Genomic DNA, 14,564 nt, shown 5'->3' on the forward strand with positions numbered 1-14,564 from the left:
CTTAATGTTTCAGACCGCCATAGCGATCCTCGCGGATCACGCGCGGCGTGATTTCGCGCGGCTCGATCGTCACCGGCTGGTACACGACCCGCTTCTCTTCCGGGTCGTAACGCATTTCGACATAACCCGACACCGGGAAGTCCTTGCGGAACGGGTGGCCGATGAAGCCGTAGTCGGTGAGGATACGGCGCAGGTCGGGGTGGCCTTCGAATACGATGCCGTACAGGTCGAACGCTTCGCGCTCGTACCAGTTCGCGGAGGTCCAGATGTCGACGAGCGATGCCACGATCGGCAGGTCGTCGTCAGGCGCGAACGCACGCAGGCGCAGGCGCCAGTTGTTCGTGACCGACAGCAGGTGCGACACGGCCGCGAAACGCGGGCCGTCGTAGGCGCCGTCGCCGAAGGTCTGGTAGTCGACGCCGCAGAGGTCGATCAGCTGCTCGAAACGGAGCTTCGGATCGTCGCGCAGCGTCTTTGCGACTTCGAGGTAATCGCTCGCCTTCACGACGAGCGTCAGTTCACCGATCGCTTCGGTGAGGCTCACCACGCGCGCGCCGAGCGCGGCTTCGAGGTTTGCCTTGAGGGTCTCGATTTTGCTTGCCATATTGAGGGGACGCTCGGGGCTTTATTGACGGGCGATGGTATTGGTTCGGCGGATCTTCGCCTGAAGCTGGATCACGCCGTAGACCAGCGCCTCGGCCGTGGGCGGACAGCCCGGCACGTAGACGTCGACCGGCACGATCCGGTCGCAGCCGCGGACCACCGAGTACGAGTAGTGGTAATAACCACCGCCGTTCGCGCACGACCCCATCGAGATCACCCAGCGCGGCTCGGCCATCTGGTCGTACACGCGGCGCAGTGCGGGCGCCATCTTGTTGCAGAGCGTGCCGGCCACGATCATCACGTCCGATTGACGCGGGCTCGGACGAAACACGACGCCGAACCGGTCCAGATCGTAACGGGCCGCGCCCGCATGCATCATCTCGACGGCGCAACACGCGAGCCCGAACGTCATCGGCCACAGCGAGCCGGTACGCGTCCAGTTGATCAGCTTGTCAGCCGTCGTGGTGACAAACCCTTCCTTCAAGACCCCTTCGATACTCATTTGCTTTCCACTCCAGACGAGCGACCGAGCGTGGCCGCCCATGCAAACCGGCGATTAACCCATCACTCCCAGTCGAGCCCGCCTTTCTTCCAGATATAGGCAAAGCCCAGCAGGAATTCGAGCAGAAAAATCATCATTGCGATGAAACCCGGCCAGCCGATGTCCCGGAGCGCGACGCCCCACGGAAACAGGAATGCGGTTTCGAGATCGAAGATGATGAACAGGATGGCGACGAGGTAATACCGGACGTCGAATTTCATCCGGGCGTCTTCAAAGGCTTCGAAGCCGCACTCGTACGGTGCGTTCTTCTCGACGTCCGGCTTGTTGGGACCCAGGAGCTTGCCGATGCTGACCAGCGCTATACCTAAACCAGTGCCCACGAGGAGGAACAACAAGACGGGGTAATAGGCTGCGAGGTTCAAGGCAATCCTCTATCGGTTGGTTCTGAGCGTCCGGAGAATACCACTTCCGGCGGAAGGAATCATTTCGGAGTGCAGGCGATCGCAAGACAACCGCAAGCACACCCCAGAAATGAAAAATGCCAGCCACTAGAAGCGGCTGGCATTGAGTAACTTTGGTGCCGACGGCGAGACTCGAACTCGCACAGCTTTCGCCACTACCCCCTCAAGATAGCGTGTCTACCAATTTCACCACGTCGGCACTGCATGCAACTCGGGTTGTGCTACTTGTTTCCCGCGAATCGCTTCAAGACTTAAATTCTAACCCGGCTTCCAGAATTGTTCAACGCACAAACGCAAAAAATTTAACTTTTTATTTCGGGACATCCTGGCCCGGCGCGCTTGCAGCCGAACCCGCGGCAGCGGATGCCGCGACAGCCGGTGCCGACGCTGCAGGCGCCGATGCCGGTGCGGTCGCTGCCGCGCCGAGCACGCCTGCCGACGGCGTCGACTTGTACGAACCGAGGTACGTCAGCGCGAGCGTCGCGACAAAAAAGATCGTCGCGAGAATGCCCGTCGTGCGCGACAGGAAGTTCGCCGAGCCCGTCGCACCGAACAGGCTGCCCGACGCGCCGCTGCCGAATGCAGCGCCCATGTCGGCACCCTTGCCGTGCTGCAGCAGCACGAGACCAATCACACCAAGTGCAGACAGCACCTGCACCACAATAATCAGCGTCTTGAATAACAGCATCACACCCACCCGATTGGATCGGGCGACCGGATCGACCGGCCGCCGTCATGGTTCAATTCGATCGCGGACCGCTCAACGCGCGGCCCGGCAGATCGCCAGGAAATCTTCCGCCTTCAGCGACGCGCCGCCGATCAGGCCCCCGTCGATGTCCGGCTGCGCGAACAGCTCTTCCGCGTTGTCCGGCTTCACGCTGCCGCCGTACAGCACGGACACGTCTGCCGCGCCCTTCGCCGCGAGACGCGCACGCAGGAATGCGTGCACGTCCTGCGCCTGCGCCGACGTCGCGCTCTTGCCGGTTCCGATCGCCCAGACCGGCTCGTACGCGACGACGATGCGTGCAGCCTCGTCGGCCGTCAGCACGGCCAGCACCGCGTCGAGCTGCGCGCCGACGACCTGCTCGGTCGCGCCCGACTCGCGCTCGTCGAGCGTCTCGCCGACACACACGACCGGCGTGAGGCCGGCCGCGAGCGCGCGCTGCGTCTTCGCCGCGACCGTCTCGTTGCGTTCGCCGTGATACGCGCGACGCTCGGAATGACCGACAATCGCATAGCACGCACCGAACTCCGCGACCATCGCAGCCGCCACTTCGCCGGTGAACGCGCCCTGCTCGTGCGCGGACACGTCCTGCGCGCCCCAGGCGACACGGCCGCCGTCGAGCTGCGCCTGAACCTGCGCGAGATACGGGAACGGCACGCACACGCCGACCGACGTTTCGGCCGCCACCGCGCCCGCGCCCTGCACCACTTCGTTCAGCAACGTCTGGTTGCCGGCCAGCCGGCCGTGCATCTTCCAGTTGCCGATCACCCGCTTAGTTCTCTGTTTCGACATCGTGTCTGTCTCGTCACCGCTGTGTCATTAACGCGCCGGAAACCGGCCGTCAGGTTTGATCTGGCGAAGCAAACCCGCGATTTTACTGCGCACGGCTTGAACCGGTCAAACCGCGCATGTCAAGCCCGGCCGCACGGGCCGTCAGGCGTTCGTACCCCAATCGAGCACGATCTTGCCGGTGTGCTCGCTGCTTTCCATCAGCGCATGCGCCTGTGCGGCTTCCGCGGCCGGCAGCACGCGATAGATCACCGGCTTGATGCGGCCGTCGGCGATCAGCGGCCACACACGCGCCTTCAGTTGCGCGGCGATGCGCGCCTTGAACTCGACCGGACGAGGCCGCAACGTCGAACCCGTCACCGTCAGCCGGCGCCGCAGGATCTCGCTCAGGTTGACGTCGGCCTTCGCGCCGCCGAGCAGCGCGATCAGCACGAGCCGGCCGCCGTCCGCGAGCGCGGACAGCTCGCGCGGCACGTACGAGCCCGCCACCATGTCGAGGATCACGTCGACGCCGCGATCGTGCGTCAGCGACTTCACGACCTCGACGAAGTCTTCGGTCTTGTAGTTGATTGCGCGCTCGGCGCCGAGCGCCTCGCACGCACGACACTTGTCGGCAGTGCCGGCCGTCGCGAACACACGAAAACCGAGCGCGTGCGCGATCTGGATCGCCGTCACGCCGATGCCGCTCGAGCCGCCCTGCACGAGCAGCGTTTCCTGCTCGCCACCCTCGCCCGCACCGAGCTGCGCGCGGTCGAACACGTTGCTCCACACGGTGAAGAACGTTTCGGGCAGCGACGCAGCCTCGATATCGGTGAGCCCGTCGGGCACCGGCAGGCATTGCGGCAGCGGTGCGACCGCATACTCGGCATAACCGCCGCCCGCGAGCAGCGCGCACACGCGATCGCCGAGCTTCAGGCCGAACGGGTTCAGCGCGGCATCCGACAGGTCGCCACCAACGATCTCGCCCGCGACCTCGAGGCCCGGCAGATCCGACGCGCCCGGCGGCGGCGCATAGGCGCCCTTGCGCTGGAACACGTCGGGCCGGTTCACGCCGGAAGCCGCCACCTTGATCAGCACCTCGCCGCGCTTCGGTTCGGGGCGCGGACGCTCCGCGAGCTTCAGCACGTCGGGGGCGCCGAATTCGGTGATTTCGATGGCTTTCATGGTGAGGGTGGCTCCAGGATCGGAATCGGATGGCACACCCGTGCGCGCGGCACGGGCGCCTCGCCGGCGCTGCTGCGCCGCACAACGATGCTACAGAAAAAACGGCCGGCGCGCTTTCGCACTGCCGGCCGTTGGTCCGCCTGCCCGCTTACTGCTGCGGCGGCGTGTCCGACTGCGACGCCGCCGCTGCTTCATTCAGCAGCGCCTTTGCCGACAGACGCACGCGACCCTTCTCGTCCGTCTGGATCACCTTGACCTTGACCTGCTGGCCTTCCTTCAGGTAGTCGTTGATGTCCTTCACACGCTCGTTGACGATTTCCGAGATGTGCAGCAGGCCGTCCTTGCCCGGCAGCAGGTTCACGATCGCGCCGAAATCGAGCAGCTTCAGCACCGTGCCTTCGTACACCTGGCCGACTTCGATCTCGGCCGTGATGTTCTCGATGCGCTTCTTCGCTTCGGCCATGCCGTCGCTGTTCGTGCTGGCGATCGTCACGACGCCGTCGTCCGAGATGTCGATGGTCGTGCCCGTTTCTTCCGTCAGCGCGCGGATCACCGAACCGCCCTTGCCGATCACGTCGCGGATCTTTTCCGGGTTGATCTTGATCGTGATCATGCGCGGCGCGAATTCCGACAGTTGCGTGTTCGCACCCGAAACCGCCGACGTCATCTTGCCGAGGATATGCATGCGGCCTTCCTTCGCCTGCGCGAGCGCGACCTGCATGATTTCCTTCGTGATGCCCTGGATCTTGATGTCCATCTGCAGCGCGGTCACGCCTTGCTCGGTGCCCGCGACCTTGAAGTCCATGTCGCCGAGGTGATCTTCGTCGCCGAGGATGTCGGTCAGCACCGCGAACTTGTTGCCTTCGAGGATCAGGCCCATCGCGATACCCGCGACGTGCGCCTTCATCGGCACGCCGGCGTCCATCAGCGCGAGGCAGCCGCCGCACACCGATGCCATCGACGACGAACCGTTCGACTCGGTGATTTCCGACACGACGCGGATCGAGTAGCCGAATTCGTCGGCGCTCGGCAGGCACTTGACCAGCGCGCGCTTCGCGAGGCGGCCGTGGCCGATTTCGCGGCGCTTCGGCGAGCCGACGCGGCCCGTTTCGCCGGTCGCGAACGGGGGCATGTTGTAATGGAGCATGAAGCGCTCGCGGTACTCGCCTTCGAGCGCGTCGATGATCTGCTCGTCACCCTTCGTGCCGAGCGTCGCGACGACCAGCGCCTGCGTTTCGCCACGCGTGAACAGCGCCGAGCCGTGGGTGCGCGGCAGCACGCCGGTGCGGATCTCGATCGGGCGCACGGTGCGCGTGTCGCGGCCGTCGATGCGCGGCTCGCCGTTCAGGATCTGCGAACGGACGATCTTTGCCTCGATGTCGAACAGGACGTTGCCGACGGTGGCCTTGTCGGCCGCAGCCGTACCGGCTGCCTGCGCGTCTTCCTCGAGCTTCGCCGAAGTCGCCGAGTAGACTTCCTTCAGCTTCGTCGAGCGAGCCTGCTTGTCGCGGAGCTGGTAAGCGGCGAGCAGGTCGTTCTGTGCCAGCTCGGTCACGCGCGCGATCAGCGCCTCGTTCTTCGGCGCCGGCTGCCAGTCCCACTCGGGCTTGCCGCCTTCGCGCACCAGTTCGTGGATTGCGTCGATCGCCACTTGCATCTGCTCGTGGCCGAACACCACGGCGCCCAGCATCACGTCTTCCGACAGCTGGTCGGCTTCCGATTCGACCATCAGCACAGCGCGCTCCGTACCCGCGACGACGAGGTCGAGGCTCGACGCCTTGATCTGGTCACGCGTCGGGTTCAGCACGTAGGCGTTGTCGATGTACGCGACGCGCGCGGCACCGACCGGGCCGTTGAACGGCAGGCCCGACACGGCGAGCGCAGCCGATGCGCCGATCAGCGCGGGGATGTCCGCCGGGATTTCCGGGTTCACGGACAGCACGTGGATCACGACCTGGACTTCGTTGTAGAAGCCTTCCGGGAACAGCGGGCGCAGCGGACGGTCGATCAGGCGCGACGTCAGCGTCTCGTGCTCCGACGGACGGCCTTCGCGGCGGAAGAAGCCGCCCGGGATCTTGCCGGCCGAGTAGGTCTTTTCGAGGTAGTCGACGGTCAGCGGGAAGAAGTCCTGACCCGGCTTCGCCGACTTCGCGCCGACGACGGTTGCCAGCACGACGGTGTCTTCGACGTCGACGATCACGGCGCCGCTTGCCTGGCGAGCGACTTCACCGGTTTCGAGGCGCACCTTGTGCTGGCCCCACTGGAATTCCTTCACGACCTTGTTGAACATGGACATGGTTGCTCCTTTGAATGCATGCATTTCATTCGCCGCGCCGGCCATCCCGCGCGGCGGCGTCGCGACCGAATCACCCGGAGCAAGGTGTGTTTTTTATGCCATTCCAGCGCGGCGCTCGTGCAGCGACGCGCTGGAATGACACAAATCCCGACTCCGGCATCAGCCGTTCCGGCCATCCGGCGCCAACGTGCCGGACAGCCTGCGATGCGTGTGACGCTACGCACCGCGCAAAAACAAAATGCCTGCATCAGCGGACTGACACAGGCATCTTGCTGGCGGCAATCGCCTCGATTACTTACGCAGACCCAGCTTCTCGATCAGTGCGCGGTAACGGTCGGCATCCTTGCCCTTGAGGTAGTCGAGCAGCTTGCGGCGGCGGCTAACCATGCGCAGCAGGCCGCGGCGGCTGTGGTGATCCTTCGCGTGGGTCTTGAAGTGACCCGTCAGTTCGACGATACGTGCGGTCAGCAGTGCGACCTGGACTTCGGGCGACCCCGTGTCGTTGGTACCGCGGGCGAACTGAGCAACGACTTCCGACTTCTTGATATCTGCAACAGACATGTGATTTCCTTTCTAACTGAACAGGCGGACACGGAAGAATGGCCGTGCCGTGACTTACAACCGGCGGGCATTGTAACACAACTCCCCACCGTTCCTACCGCCCCTGTCACGGGCGCGTCATCGAACAGGTCGACGGCATTTCCGTGCGCTGCGCCGGCACCGCGAGCACCGTCCGGAAACCGTAGCCCGAACCCTCGTTGTCGAAGCGCACGCCCGGCGTGCCGGCCTTGTCCATCTCCATCACATAAAGGGGCTGGATCAACTGATGATCCTGTGCGCGCATCCGCGACGCATGGAAGCCGTCGTCGAACGACAGGCCCTCGAGCGCACGCGCGACCGCGGCAGGGTCGGCCGCCCCCGCGCGGTTCATCGCGGCGGCCAGCATCTCGATCATCAGGCTCATCCGCCGCACCGGATAGTCGTCCCGCGCGGTCGGAAAACGGGTTCGGAATGCGCGGTAGAACGCGTCCGATTTCGCGCCGCCCGCGTTCGGGTGCCAGTCGGCCACGGCCACGACCCGCCCGACCCCGGCATCGCCGAGCGCGGCCGGCGCGCCGAGGCTGTTGCCGTAGAACGTATAGAACGTCGCATTCAGCCCCTGCTCGCGCGCCGCCTTCACGAGCAGCGTGAGGTCGTTGCCCCAGTTGCCGGTCACGACGGCGTCCGCGCCGCTCGCGCGGATCTTCGCGATATACGGCGAGAAATCCTTGATCCGGCCGATCGGGTGGAATTCGTCGCCGGCGATCGTCACGTCCGGGCGCCGCGCGGCCAGCGCCTGCCGCGCGAGCGTGCTGACGTCATGGCCGAAGCTGTAGTCCTGGTTCAGCAGATAGACCTTGCGCAGCGCGCGGTCGCGCGCCATCACGTCCGCGAGCGCGGCCATCCGCATCCCCGCGTGCGCATCGAAGCGGAAATGCCAGAAACTGCAGCGCGCGCCGGTCAGCGCCGGATCGTCGGCCGAATAGTTGAGGAACAGCATCCGGTTGTCCGGGTCGCGTGCGTTCAGCTTGTCGAGCGCCGCGACGAGCGCGGCCGCGACGGCCGAACTGTTGCCCTGCGCGACGAAACCGATATGCCGGTCCGCGGCCGCGCGCAACTGCACGAGCGCCTCTTCCGGGCTGCCCTTGCTGTCGAGCACGACGAGCTCGAGCGGATGTGCGCCGTCGCGCAGCTTCACGCCGCCTGCCGCGTTGACCTGCTCGACGCCGAAGCGCAGATTGCGCTCGACTGCCGCGCCCGCGTTCGCGAACGGGCCCGACATCCCTTCGATCAGCGCGATCCGCACCGGCTCGCCGCCGGCAAACGCGGACGACACCAGCATCCACCCCGCGCTCAATGCGAGCGCGCACCGCTTCCATCCCTGCATCGGCTACCTACCCTTCAATCTGCCCGAGAAGCGCGGATCATAGGCCGGCGCCCCTGCCGGCCGCAAGCGCGGCAGCGCCGGCGATCCGGACCGATTTTTTCTGCACGATGTGCCGTCGCTCGCCGTCCGTGATACAACGGGACTTGTTTCCGTATTCTGGAGAATCCCCATGCGCATACGCATTCCCGCGCGCCTGCCGGTGCTGTTCGCCTGTGCCGCCGCGCTGCTGGCCGGTTGCGCACAACCGTGGCAGCAATACCAGGCCGGCCAGGACGAGTCGGCGATCGTCGCGCGCATGGGCCCGCCGCGCGAGATCTACGACCTGCCCGGCGGCGGCAAACGCCTGATGTGGCCGACCCAGCCGATGGGCGAGGTCACGGTCGCGGCCGACGTCGACGCGGCCCACAAGATCGTCAACGTGCGCCAGGTGCTGCAGCCGAGCGAGTTCTATCGTGCGGAGATCGGCAAGTGGACGAAGACCGATGTCCTCGTCAATTTCGGACGCCCCGTCGAGACGTCCTACTTCCCGCTGATGAAGCGCGAGGTGTGGACGTACCGGTATCTCGAGGACAACGTCTGGTACATGATGTACAGCTTCTACTTCGATCCGCAGGGCATCCTTCGCATCACGCAGAAAACGCCGGACCCGCTGCACGATCCCGATCGCCGCAACCTGTTCTGACCGATTACGCATTTACGCGCAACTTTCACAATGGCCATTCACGAATTATTGCGTGAATGGCCATTTCCTTTTTTCCGCCACCCGATTAATTCAGAAAATATGACGGAAATCTTTTCCGATCGATGACATTCCGATGGCAGCACGCTGAAATCCCCGTCATGCGGGCCTTTGCGTGGAAACAGGCAGGCGCAATGCATGTCATGCGTTGGGTTGGTGCACGCAATGCACTACGCCAAATCAATTTGAAACAATTTGTTTCAACGCCCCCGGAATGCTAGGGCATACCCCTAATATCAGTCCAAATTCAACCTTTCAGTTTAGAAAGACTCCTGTTGCGCCATTTCCGTCGATATTTATTTGCCTTTATCATAAAGGAGTCCTCATGAATCGCCCCAAGAGCATGCTGGTTGCCAACATCGCGTGGGCCCGCGAGACGCGCGAACACATGCCCGGCTTTTTCGACGCGCTCGCGCGCGGCCAGAATCCGCGCGTGCTGTGGATCGGCTGCTCGGACAGCCGCGTGCCGGCCGAAACCATCACGCACTGCGCACCCGGCGAGCTGTTCGTTCATCGCAACATCGCGAACCTGTTCCATCCCGACGACGACAATTCCGCCAGCGTGCTCGAGTACGCGGTGCGCGTGCTGCAGGTCGACCACGTGATCGTGTGCGGGCACTACGGGTGCGGCGGCGTGCGCGCGTCGCTGCTGCCGCCACCGTCCGACCTGCCGCACGTCGCGCGCCGCATCGCGCCGCTCTGCGCGCTCGCGCGGCGCAATCGCGACACGCTCGACGGTCTCGACGACACGGCCGCCGCCGACCGCCTCGCCGAGCTGAACGTGCTCGAACAGGTACGGCTGCTGCGCGCATCGCCGATCGTGCGCGGCCGGGAACGGCCGCCGCTCGTGCACGGCTGGATCTTTTCGCTCGCCGACGGCCGCCTGCTGGAACTCGATTCCGGCTACACGACACCGCCCGCCGACGTCGAACCCGTGCAGGCCGCAACGGCCGCCGCGCTCGGCTGATTCCCCCCTTACGCCAATGAAATCGCCCCAACCATGAAACTGAACGAGCGCCTGTCCACCCTGCCGCGCGACATCGTCGCCGGCATCGTCGTTTTCCTCGTCGCGCTGCCGCTCTGCCTCGGCATCGCCAATGCGTCCGGCGTCGAGCCGTTCGCCGGGCTCGTGTCCGGCATCGTCGGCGGCATCGTCGTCGCGCTGCTAAGCGGCTCGTCGCTGTCCGTCAGCGGGCCGGCCGCCGGCCTCGTCGTGATCGTCGTCGAAGGAATCGCGCAACTCGGCAGCTTCTCCGCGTTCCTGCTCGCGGTGCTGCTGTCCGGCGTGCTGCAGTTCGGGTTCGGCATGCTGCGCGCCGGCCGCTTCGCCGCGTACGTGCCGTCGCCCGTCATCAAGGGCATGCTCGCCGCGATCGGCCTGCTGCTGATCGTGAAGCAGATTCCGTTCGCGTTCGGCATCGGCGGCTCGGCAGCGCAATCGTTTGCGAATTGGCCGGGGCTGCCGGTCGCGTGGGCCGCCACGGCCATCGCGCTCGCCTCGCTCGCGCTGCTGATCGCATGGGACACGCCCGCGCTGCGCCGCTTCACGCTGGTGCGCTCGGTACCCGCGCCGCTTGCGGTCGTCGTGCTGGGCATCGGCGCGACGCTCGTGCTGGGCTTCGTCGCGCCGTCGGTCGCGCCGGGCGCCGCCCATCGCGTGACGCTGCCTGAGCTCGGATCGTTCGCGGCCTTCGCGGCATCGCTCAAGCACGCGGAGCTCGGGCCGAACTTCGCGCAGCTCGTCAATCCGGACGTGTGGCGCGTCGCGATCACGCTCGCGGTCGTCGCGAGCCTCGAGACGCTGCTGAGCCTCGAAGCGGTCGAGCAGATCGATCCGAAGCGCCGGCCGACCCAGCCCGACCGCGAGCTGAAAGCCCAGGGCGTCGGCAATCTCGTCGCGGGCGCGTTCGGCGGCCTGCCGATCACGTCGGTGATCGTGCGCAGCTCGGTCAACGTCAATGCGGGCGCGCAGAGCCGGATGTCGGCAATCGTCCACGGGATGCTGCTGCTCGCGAGCGTGTTCGCGCTCACCGGCCTGATCAACCTGATCCCGCTCGCGAGCCTGGCCGCGATCCTGATCCACACCGGCTTCAAGCTCGCGAAACCGGCGCTGTTCCGCTCCGTGATGAAGCAAGGGCCGGCCGCGTTCGTGCCGTTCGCCGCGACGATCGGCGGCGTGCTGGCGGTCGACCTGCTGTTCGGCATCGCGCTCGGCCTCGCATGCAGCGTGCTGGCGGTCGCCGTCGCGAACCTGAAGAGCCCGGTCACGCTTGCGCAGCACGACGACCACTTCCTGCTGTCGTTCCGCAAGGACGTGTCGTTTCTCGGCAAGGTCCAGGTCAAGCACCACCTGCGACACATTCCGGACCGCGCAGCGGTCATCATCGACGCGACGCGCGCCGACTACATCGATCACGACGTGCTCGAACTGCTCGACGCGTTCGTCGCCGATGCGCCGCAGCGCGGGATCGCGGTCGAGTTCCGCCGACGCAGCCCGGTGCCCCGCGCGGCTACGCGCCGCTGGCTGTTCCGCGCGCCGGCCGCCGAATGAGCGGCAGATGAAACAACGCCCCGGCGGCGCAGGGCCGCACGGGGCGTTTCGTGATGCGCTGCGCGCGGCGCTTACGAGCGCTGCGGGTTGAGCTTGTCGTCCTTCGAATGCAGCTTGTTCAGCGCGGAGATGTACGCCTTCGCGGACGCGGCGACGATGTCCGGATCGGTACCGACGCCGTTGACGATCCGCCCGCTCTTCGACAGCCGGACGGTCACTTCGCCCTGCGCCTGCGTGCCGGTCGTGATTGCGTTCACCGAGTACAGCAGCAGTTCGGAACCGCTGCCGACTTCGCCTTCGATCGCGTTGAACGTCGCGTCGACCGGACCGTTGCCGCGCGCCTCGCCGGTCACTTCCTTGCCTTCGACCGCGAACACGATTTTCGCCTGCGGCTGCTCGCCCGTCTCCGAACGCTGCGACAGCGACACGAACTTGAAGTGTTCCTGCTCGTGCGCGAATGCCGATTCCTCGGACACGATCGCGATGATGTCCTCGTCGAAGATCTCGGCCTTGCGGTCGGCGAGATCCTTGAAGCGCATGAACGCGGCGTTCAGTTCCGCTTCGCTGTCGAGCGACACGCCGAGTTCCTGCAGGCGCTGCTTGAACGCATTGCGGCCCGACAGCTTGCCGAGCACGATCTTGTTCGCGGACCAGCCCACGTCTTCCGCACGCATGATCTCGTAGGTGTCGCGCGCCTTCAGCACGCCGTCCTGATGGATGCCCGACGCGTGCGCGAACGCGTTCGCGCCGACCACCGCCTTGTTCGGCTGCACGACGAAACCGGTGATCTGCGACACGAGCTTCGACGTCGGCACGATCTGCGTCGTGTCGATGCCGACGTCGAGGCCGAAGTAGTCCTTGCGGGTCTTCACCGCCATCACGATTTCCTCGAGCGACGTGTTGCCCGCGCGCTCGCCGAGACCGTTGATCGTGCACTCGACCTGACGCGCGCCGCCGATCTTCACGCCGGCGAGGGAGTTCGCGACGGCCATCCCGAGGTCGTTATGGCAGTGCACGGAGAAGATCGCCTTGTCCGAGTTCGGAATGCGCTCGCGCAGCGTCTTCACGAGGTTGCCGTAGAGCTCGGGCACGCCGTAGCCGACCGTGTCGGCGATGTTGATCGTCGTCGCGCCTTCGGCGATCACGGCTTCCAGCACGCGGCACAGGAAATCAAGGTCGGAACGGCTGCCGTCTTCCGGCGAAAACTCGACGTTGTCGGTGAACTTGCGCGCGAAACGCACCGCGAGGCGCGCCTGCTCGAACACCTGGTCGGGCGTCATCCGCAGCTTCTTTTCCATGTGCAGCGGCGACGTCGCGATGAACGTGTGGATCCGGAAGCTGTTGGCCGGCTTCAGTGCGTCGGCCGCACGCTGGATGTCCTTGTCGTTGGCCCGGGCCAGCGAGCAGATCGTGCTGTCCTTCACGAGACCGGCGATCGTGTGGATCGCATCGAAATCGCCGTTCGAGCTGGCCGCGAAACCGGCCTCGATCACGTCGACCTTCATCCGCTCGAGATGCTTCGCGATGCGGATTTTCTCTTCCTTCGTCATCGACGCGCCGGGCGATTGCTCGCCGTCACGCAACGTCGTATCGAAAATGATCAGCTTGTCTGTCATGGGGGGGCTCCAGGGCTCTTTATACGGAAGTCAAACGTAATGAGATCGCGCCACCGCTGGCGACGCTCAACAACAGACGAAGCTTGACGGAGGGCGAGAACGGTCAGCGCGGCAGGCGCGCCAACGCTAGCGCGCGTAGCGGCGCACCGGCTAGAAGGAGGGAGAGGCGGGAAAATGCAGTCATGCCGAAGACTATAGCGGCATTCCGTTGGGCGCGCAATCGGACGGCACCCCGGGTTCCGGCTGCCCCCGTTCGAAAAAGGGGCAAATGAAAACGGCGGCCCCGAGGCCGCCGTTTCCGGGCAGATCGCGCGTCAGGTCAGTGATCGCGCTGCGACGAGCGTGCCGGATTCGCGCGCCCGCGGATCGCCATGTAGGCCCAGAACACATAACCGGACAGCCCGTACAGCACGAACAGGCAGAACAGCATCAGCGGCGGGTCGGACGACACGAGCACGAACGCGACGACGACGAGCAGGATCGCCGCGAACGGCACGCGGTGCCGCACGTCGAGCGCCTTGCCGCTGTAGAACGGCGCGTTCGACACCATCGTCACGCCCGCGTAGATCGTCAGCACGAACGCAACCCACGGCAGCCAGCCGAGCTTCATCGGCACGCGGTTGTCGGTCGCGAGCCACACGAAGCCTGCGATCAGCGCCGCGGCGGCCGGGCTCGGCAACCCCTGGAAGAAGCGCTTGTCGACGACGCCGATGTTCGTATTGAAGCGCGCGAGGCGCAGCGCGGCGCCCGAGCAGTAGACGAACGCGGCAAGCCAGCCCCAGCGGCCGAGATCCTTCAGCACCCACTCGTACATCACGAGCGCGGGCGCGACGCCGAACGACACCATGTCCGACAGGCTGTCGAACTGCTCGCCGAACGCGCTCTGCGTATGCGTCATGCGCGCGACGCGCCCGTCCATCCCGTCGAGCACCATCGCGACGAAAATCGCGATCGCGGCGATCTCGAAACGCACGTTCATCGCCTGCACGACCGCGAAGAAGCCGCAGAACAGCGCGGCGGTCGTGAACGCGTTCGGCAGCAGGTAGATGCCGCGCGTCCTCAGGAACCGCTGGCGCGTGGCACGGCGGCTCTCGATGGGTACCGGATCGGCGGCCATCCCCTTGTTGCGGCGGAACGGGCGTGGCGTCTGGCCGGAGCCGTTGCGCGGCCGGCGTGGTTTGAATGCGGCCAT

Annotated in this window: 14 protein-coding genes and 1 tRNA gene; 3 read left to right on the top strand and 12 right to left on the bottom strand. The window is 65.6% G+C overall.

Annotated features, from left to right (window positions below):
• Position 1 precedes the first annotated feature (1 nt).
• From ABD05_RS01265 to ABD05_RS01310, 10 genes are all read right to left on the bottom strand, one after another.
• Positions 2-604, bottom strand: a complete 603-nt coding sequence (locus ABD05_RS01265) for an NADH-quinone oxidoreductase subunit C (protein WP_006478264.1) — start codon at positions 602-604, stop codon at positions 2-4.
• Positions 605-625: 21 nt separating this feature from the next.
• Entirely contained in the window at positions 626-1,105 is a 480-nt protein-coding gene (locus ABD05_RS01270) for a NuoB/complex I 20 kDa subunit family protein (protein WP_006398799.1), read from the bottom strand.
• A gap of 62 nt (positions 1,106-1,167) precedes the next feature.
• The gene (locus tag ABD05_RS01275) at positions 1,168-1,527 is read right to left on the bottom strand and encodes an NADH-quinone oxidoreductase subunit A (RefSeq protein WP_006398798.1); all 360 of its coding nucleotides are present in this window, start codon (positions 1,525-1,527) and stop codon (positions 1,168-1,170) included.
• A gap of 153 nt (positions 1,528-1,680) precedes the next feature.
• Positions 1,681-1,765, bottom strand: a tRNA-Leu gene (locus ABD05_RS01280).
• A 111-nt stretch (positions 1,766-1,876) separates the two neighbouring features.
• A complete protein-coding gene (secG, locus tag ABD05_RS01285; RefSeq protein WP_047898610.1) occupies positions 1,877-2,254 on the bottom strand; it encodes a preprotein translocase subunit SecG in 378 nt (125 codons plus the stop codon).
• A 72-nt stretch (positions 2,255-2,326) separates the two neighbouring features.
• Positions 2,327-3,082, bottom strand: coding sequence for a triose-phosphate isomerase (gene tpiA / locus ABD05_RS01290; RefSeq protein ID WP_047898611.1), 756 nt, complete (start codon positions 3,080-3,082; stop codon positions 2,327-2,329).
• Positions 3,083-3,223: 141 nt separating this feature from the next.
• Positions 3,224-4,243 (bottom strand): NAD(P)H-quinone oxidoreductase, encoded by a 1,020-nt coding sequence (locus ABD05_RS01295; protein ID WP_047898612.1) that lies wholly within the window; start codon positions 4,241-4,243, stop codon positions 3,224-3,226.
• A 148-nt stretch (positions 4,244-4,391) separates the two neighbouring features.
• Positions 4,392-6,539 (bottom strand): polyribonucleotide nucleotidyltransferase, encoded by a 2,148-nt coding sequence (pnp, locus tag ABD05_RS01300; RefSeq protein WP_047901025.1) that lies wholly within the window; start codon positions 6,537-6,539, stop codon positions 4,392-4,394.
• Positions 6,540-6,830: 291 nt separating this feature from the next.
• A complete protein-coding gene (rpsO, locus tag ABD05_RS01305; RefSeq protein ID WP_006398792.1) occupies positions 6,831-7,100 on the bottom strand; it encodes a 30S ribosomal protein S15 in 270 nt (89 codons plus the stop codon).
• A gap of 106 nt (positions 7,101-7,206) precedes the next feature.
• Complete coding sequence (locus ABD05_RS01310; RefSeq protein WP_047898613.1) at positions 7,207-8,466, bottom strand: branched-chain amino acid ABC transporter substrate-binding protein; 1,260 nt, start codon at positions 8,464-8,466, stop codon at positions 7,207-7,209.
• Positions 8,467-8,635: 169 nt separating this feature from the next.
• Between ABD05_RS01310 and ABD05_RS01315 the strand changes: the two genes are divergently transcribed.
• The 3 genes from ABD05_RS01315 to ABD05_RS01325 all read left to right on the top strand — a co-directional run bounded on the left by ABD05_RS01315 (position 8,636) and on the right by ABD05_RS01325 (position 11,756).
• A complete protein-coding gene (locus tag ABD05_RS01315; RefSeq protein ID WP_047898614.1) occupies positions 8,636-9,148 on the top strand; it encodes a hypothetical protein in 513 nt (170 codons plus the stop codon).
• A 382-nt stretch (positions 9,149-9,530) separates the two neighbouring features.
• Complete coding sequence (locus ABD05_RS01320) at positions 9,531-10,172, top strand: carbonic anhydrase (protein ID WP_047898615.1); 642 nt, start codon at positions 9,531-9,533, stop codon at positions 10,170-10,172.
• A gap of 33 nt (positions 10,173-10,205) precedes the next feature.
• Positions 10,206-11,756, top strand: coding sequence for a SulP family inorganic anion transporter (locus ABD05_RS01325; RefSeq protein WP_047898616.1), 1,551 nt, complete (start codon positions 10,206-10,208; stop codon positions 11,754-11,756).
• A 71-nt stretch (positions 11,757-11,827) separates the two neighbouring features.
• On the opposite strand, the gene ABD05_RS01330 is transcribed toward ABD05_RS01325, so the two are convergent.
• Together ABD05_RS01330 and pssA are read right to left on the bottom strand one after the other, a co-directional pair.
• Positions 11,828-13,372: a 2-isopropylmalate synthase gene (locus ABD05_RS01330; protein ID WP_047898617.1), complete on the bottom strand. Its 1,545-nt coding sequence runs from the start codon at positions 13,370-13,372 to the stop codon at positions 11,828-11,830.
• A gap of 319 nt (positions 13,373-13,691) precedes the next feature.
• Positions 13,692-14,564 carry a CDP-diacylglycerol--serine O-phosphatidyltransferase gene (gene pssA, locus ABD05_RS01335; protein ID WP_047898618.1) on the bottom strand — a complete coding sequence of 291 codons (873 nt, stop codon included), beginning with the start codon at positions 14,562-14,564 and terminating at the stop codon, positions 13,692-13,694.

The sequence above is a fragment of the Burkholderia pyrrocinia genome (assembly GCF_001028665.1).
GTDB classification, from domain to species: Bacteria; Pseudomonadota; Gammaproteobacteria; order Burkholderiales; family Burkholderiaceae; genus Burkholderia; species Burkholderia pyrrocinia.

Bases quoted from the DNA above. Each gene is read 5' to 3' on its own strand.
- ABD05_RS01265 (WP_006478264.1), bottom strand. From the start codon at position 604: ATGGCAAGCAAAATCGAGACCCTCAAGGCAAACCTCGAAGCCGCGCTC.
- ABD05_RS01315 (WP_047898614.1), top strand. From the start codon at position 8,636: ATGCGCATACGCATTCCCGCGCGCCTGCCGGTGCTGTTCGCCTGTGCC.
- ABD05_RS01320 (WP_047898615.1), top strand. From the start codon at position 9,531: ATGAATCGCCCCAAGAGCATGCTGGTTGCCAACATCGCGTGGGCCCGC.
- pssA (WP_047898618.1), bottom strand. From the start codon at position 14,564: ATGGCCGCATTCAAACCACGCCGGCCGCGCAACGGCTCCGGCCAGACG.
- ABD05_RS01330 (WP_047898617.1), bottom strand. From the start codon at position 13,372: ATGACAGACAAGCTGATCATTTTCGATACGACGTTGCGTGACGGCGAG.
- ABD05_RS01295 (WP_047898612.1), bottom strand. From the start codon at position 4,243: ATGAAAGCCATCGAAATCACCGAATTCGGCGCCCCCGACGTGCTGAAG.
- ABD05_RS01325 (WP_047898616.1), top strand. From the start codon at position 10,206: ATGAAACTGAACGAGCGCCTGTCCACCCTGCCGCGCGACATCGTCGCC.
- ABD05_RS01270 (WP_006398799.1), bottom strand. From the start codon at position 1,105: ATGAGTATCGAAGGGGTCTTGAAGGAAGGGTTTGTCACCACGACGGCT.
- pnp (WP_047901025.1), bottom strand. From the start codon at position 6,539: ATGTCCATGTTCAACAAGGTCGTGAAGGAATTCCAGTGGGGCCAGCAC.
- rpsO (WP_006398792.1), bottom strand. From the start codon at position 7,100: ATGTCTGTTGCAGATATCAAGAAGTCGGAAGTCGTTGCTCAGTTCGCC.
- tpiA (WP_047898611.1), bottom strand. From the start codon at position 3,082: ATGTCGAAACAGAGAACTAAGCGGGTGATCGGCAACTGGAAGATGCAC.
- ABD05_RS01310 (WP_047898613.1), bottom strand. From the start codon at position 8,466: ATGCAGGGATGGAAGCGGTGCGCGCTCGCATTGAGCGCGGGGTGGATG.
- secG (WP_047898610.1), bottom strand. From the start codon at position 2,254: ATGCTGTTATTCAAGACGCTGATTATTGTGGTGCAGGTGCTGTCTGCA.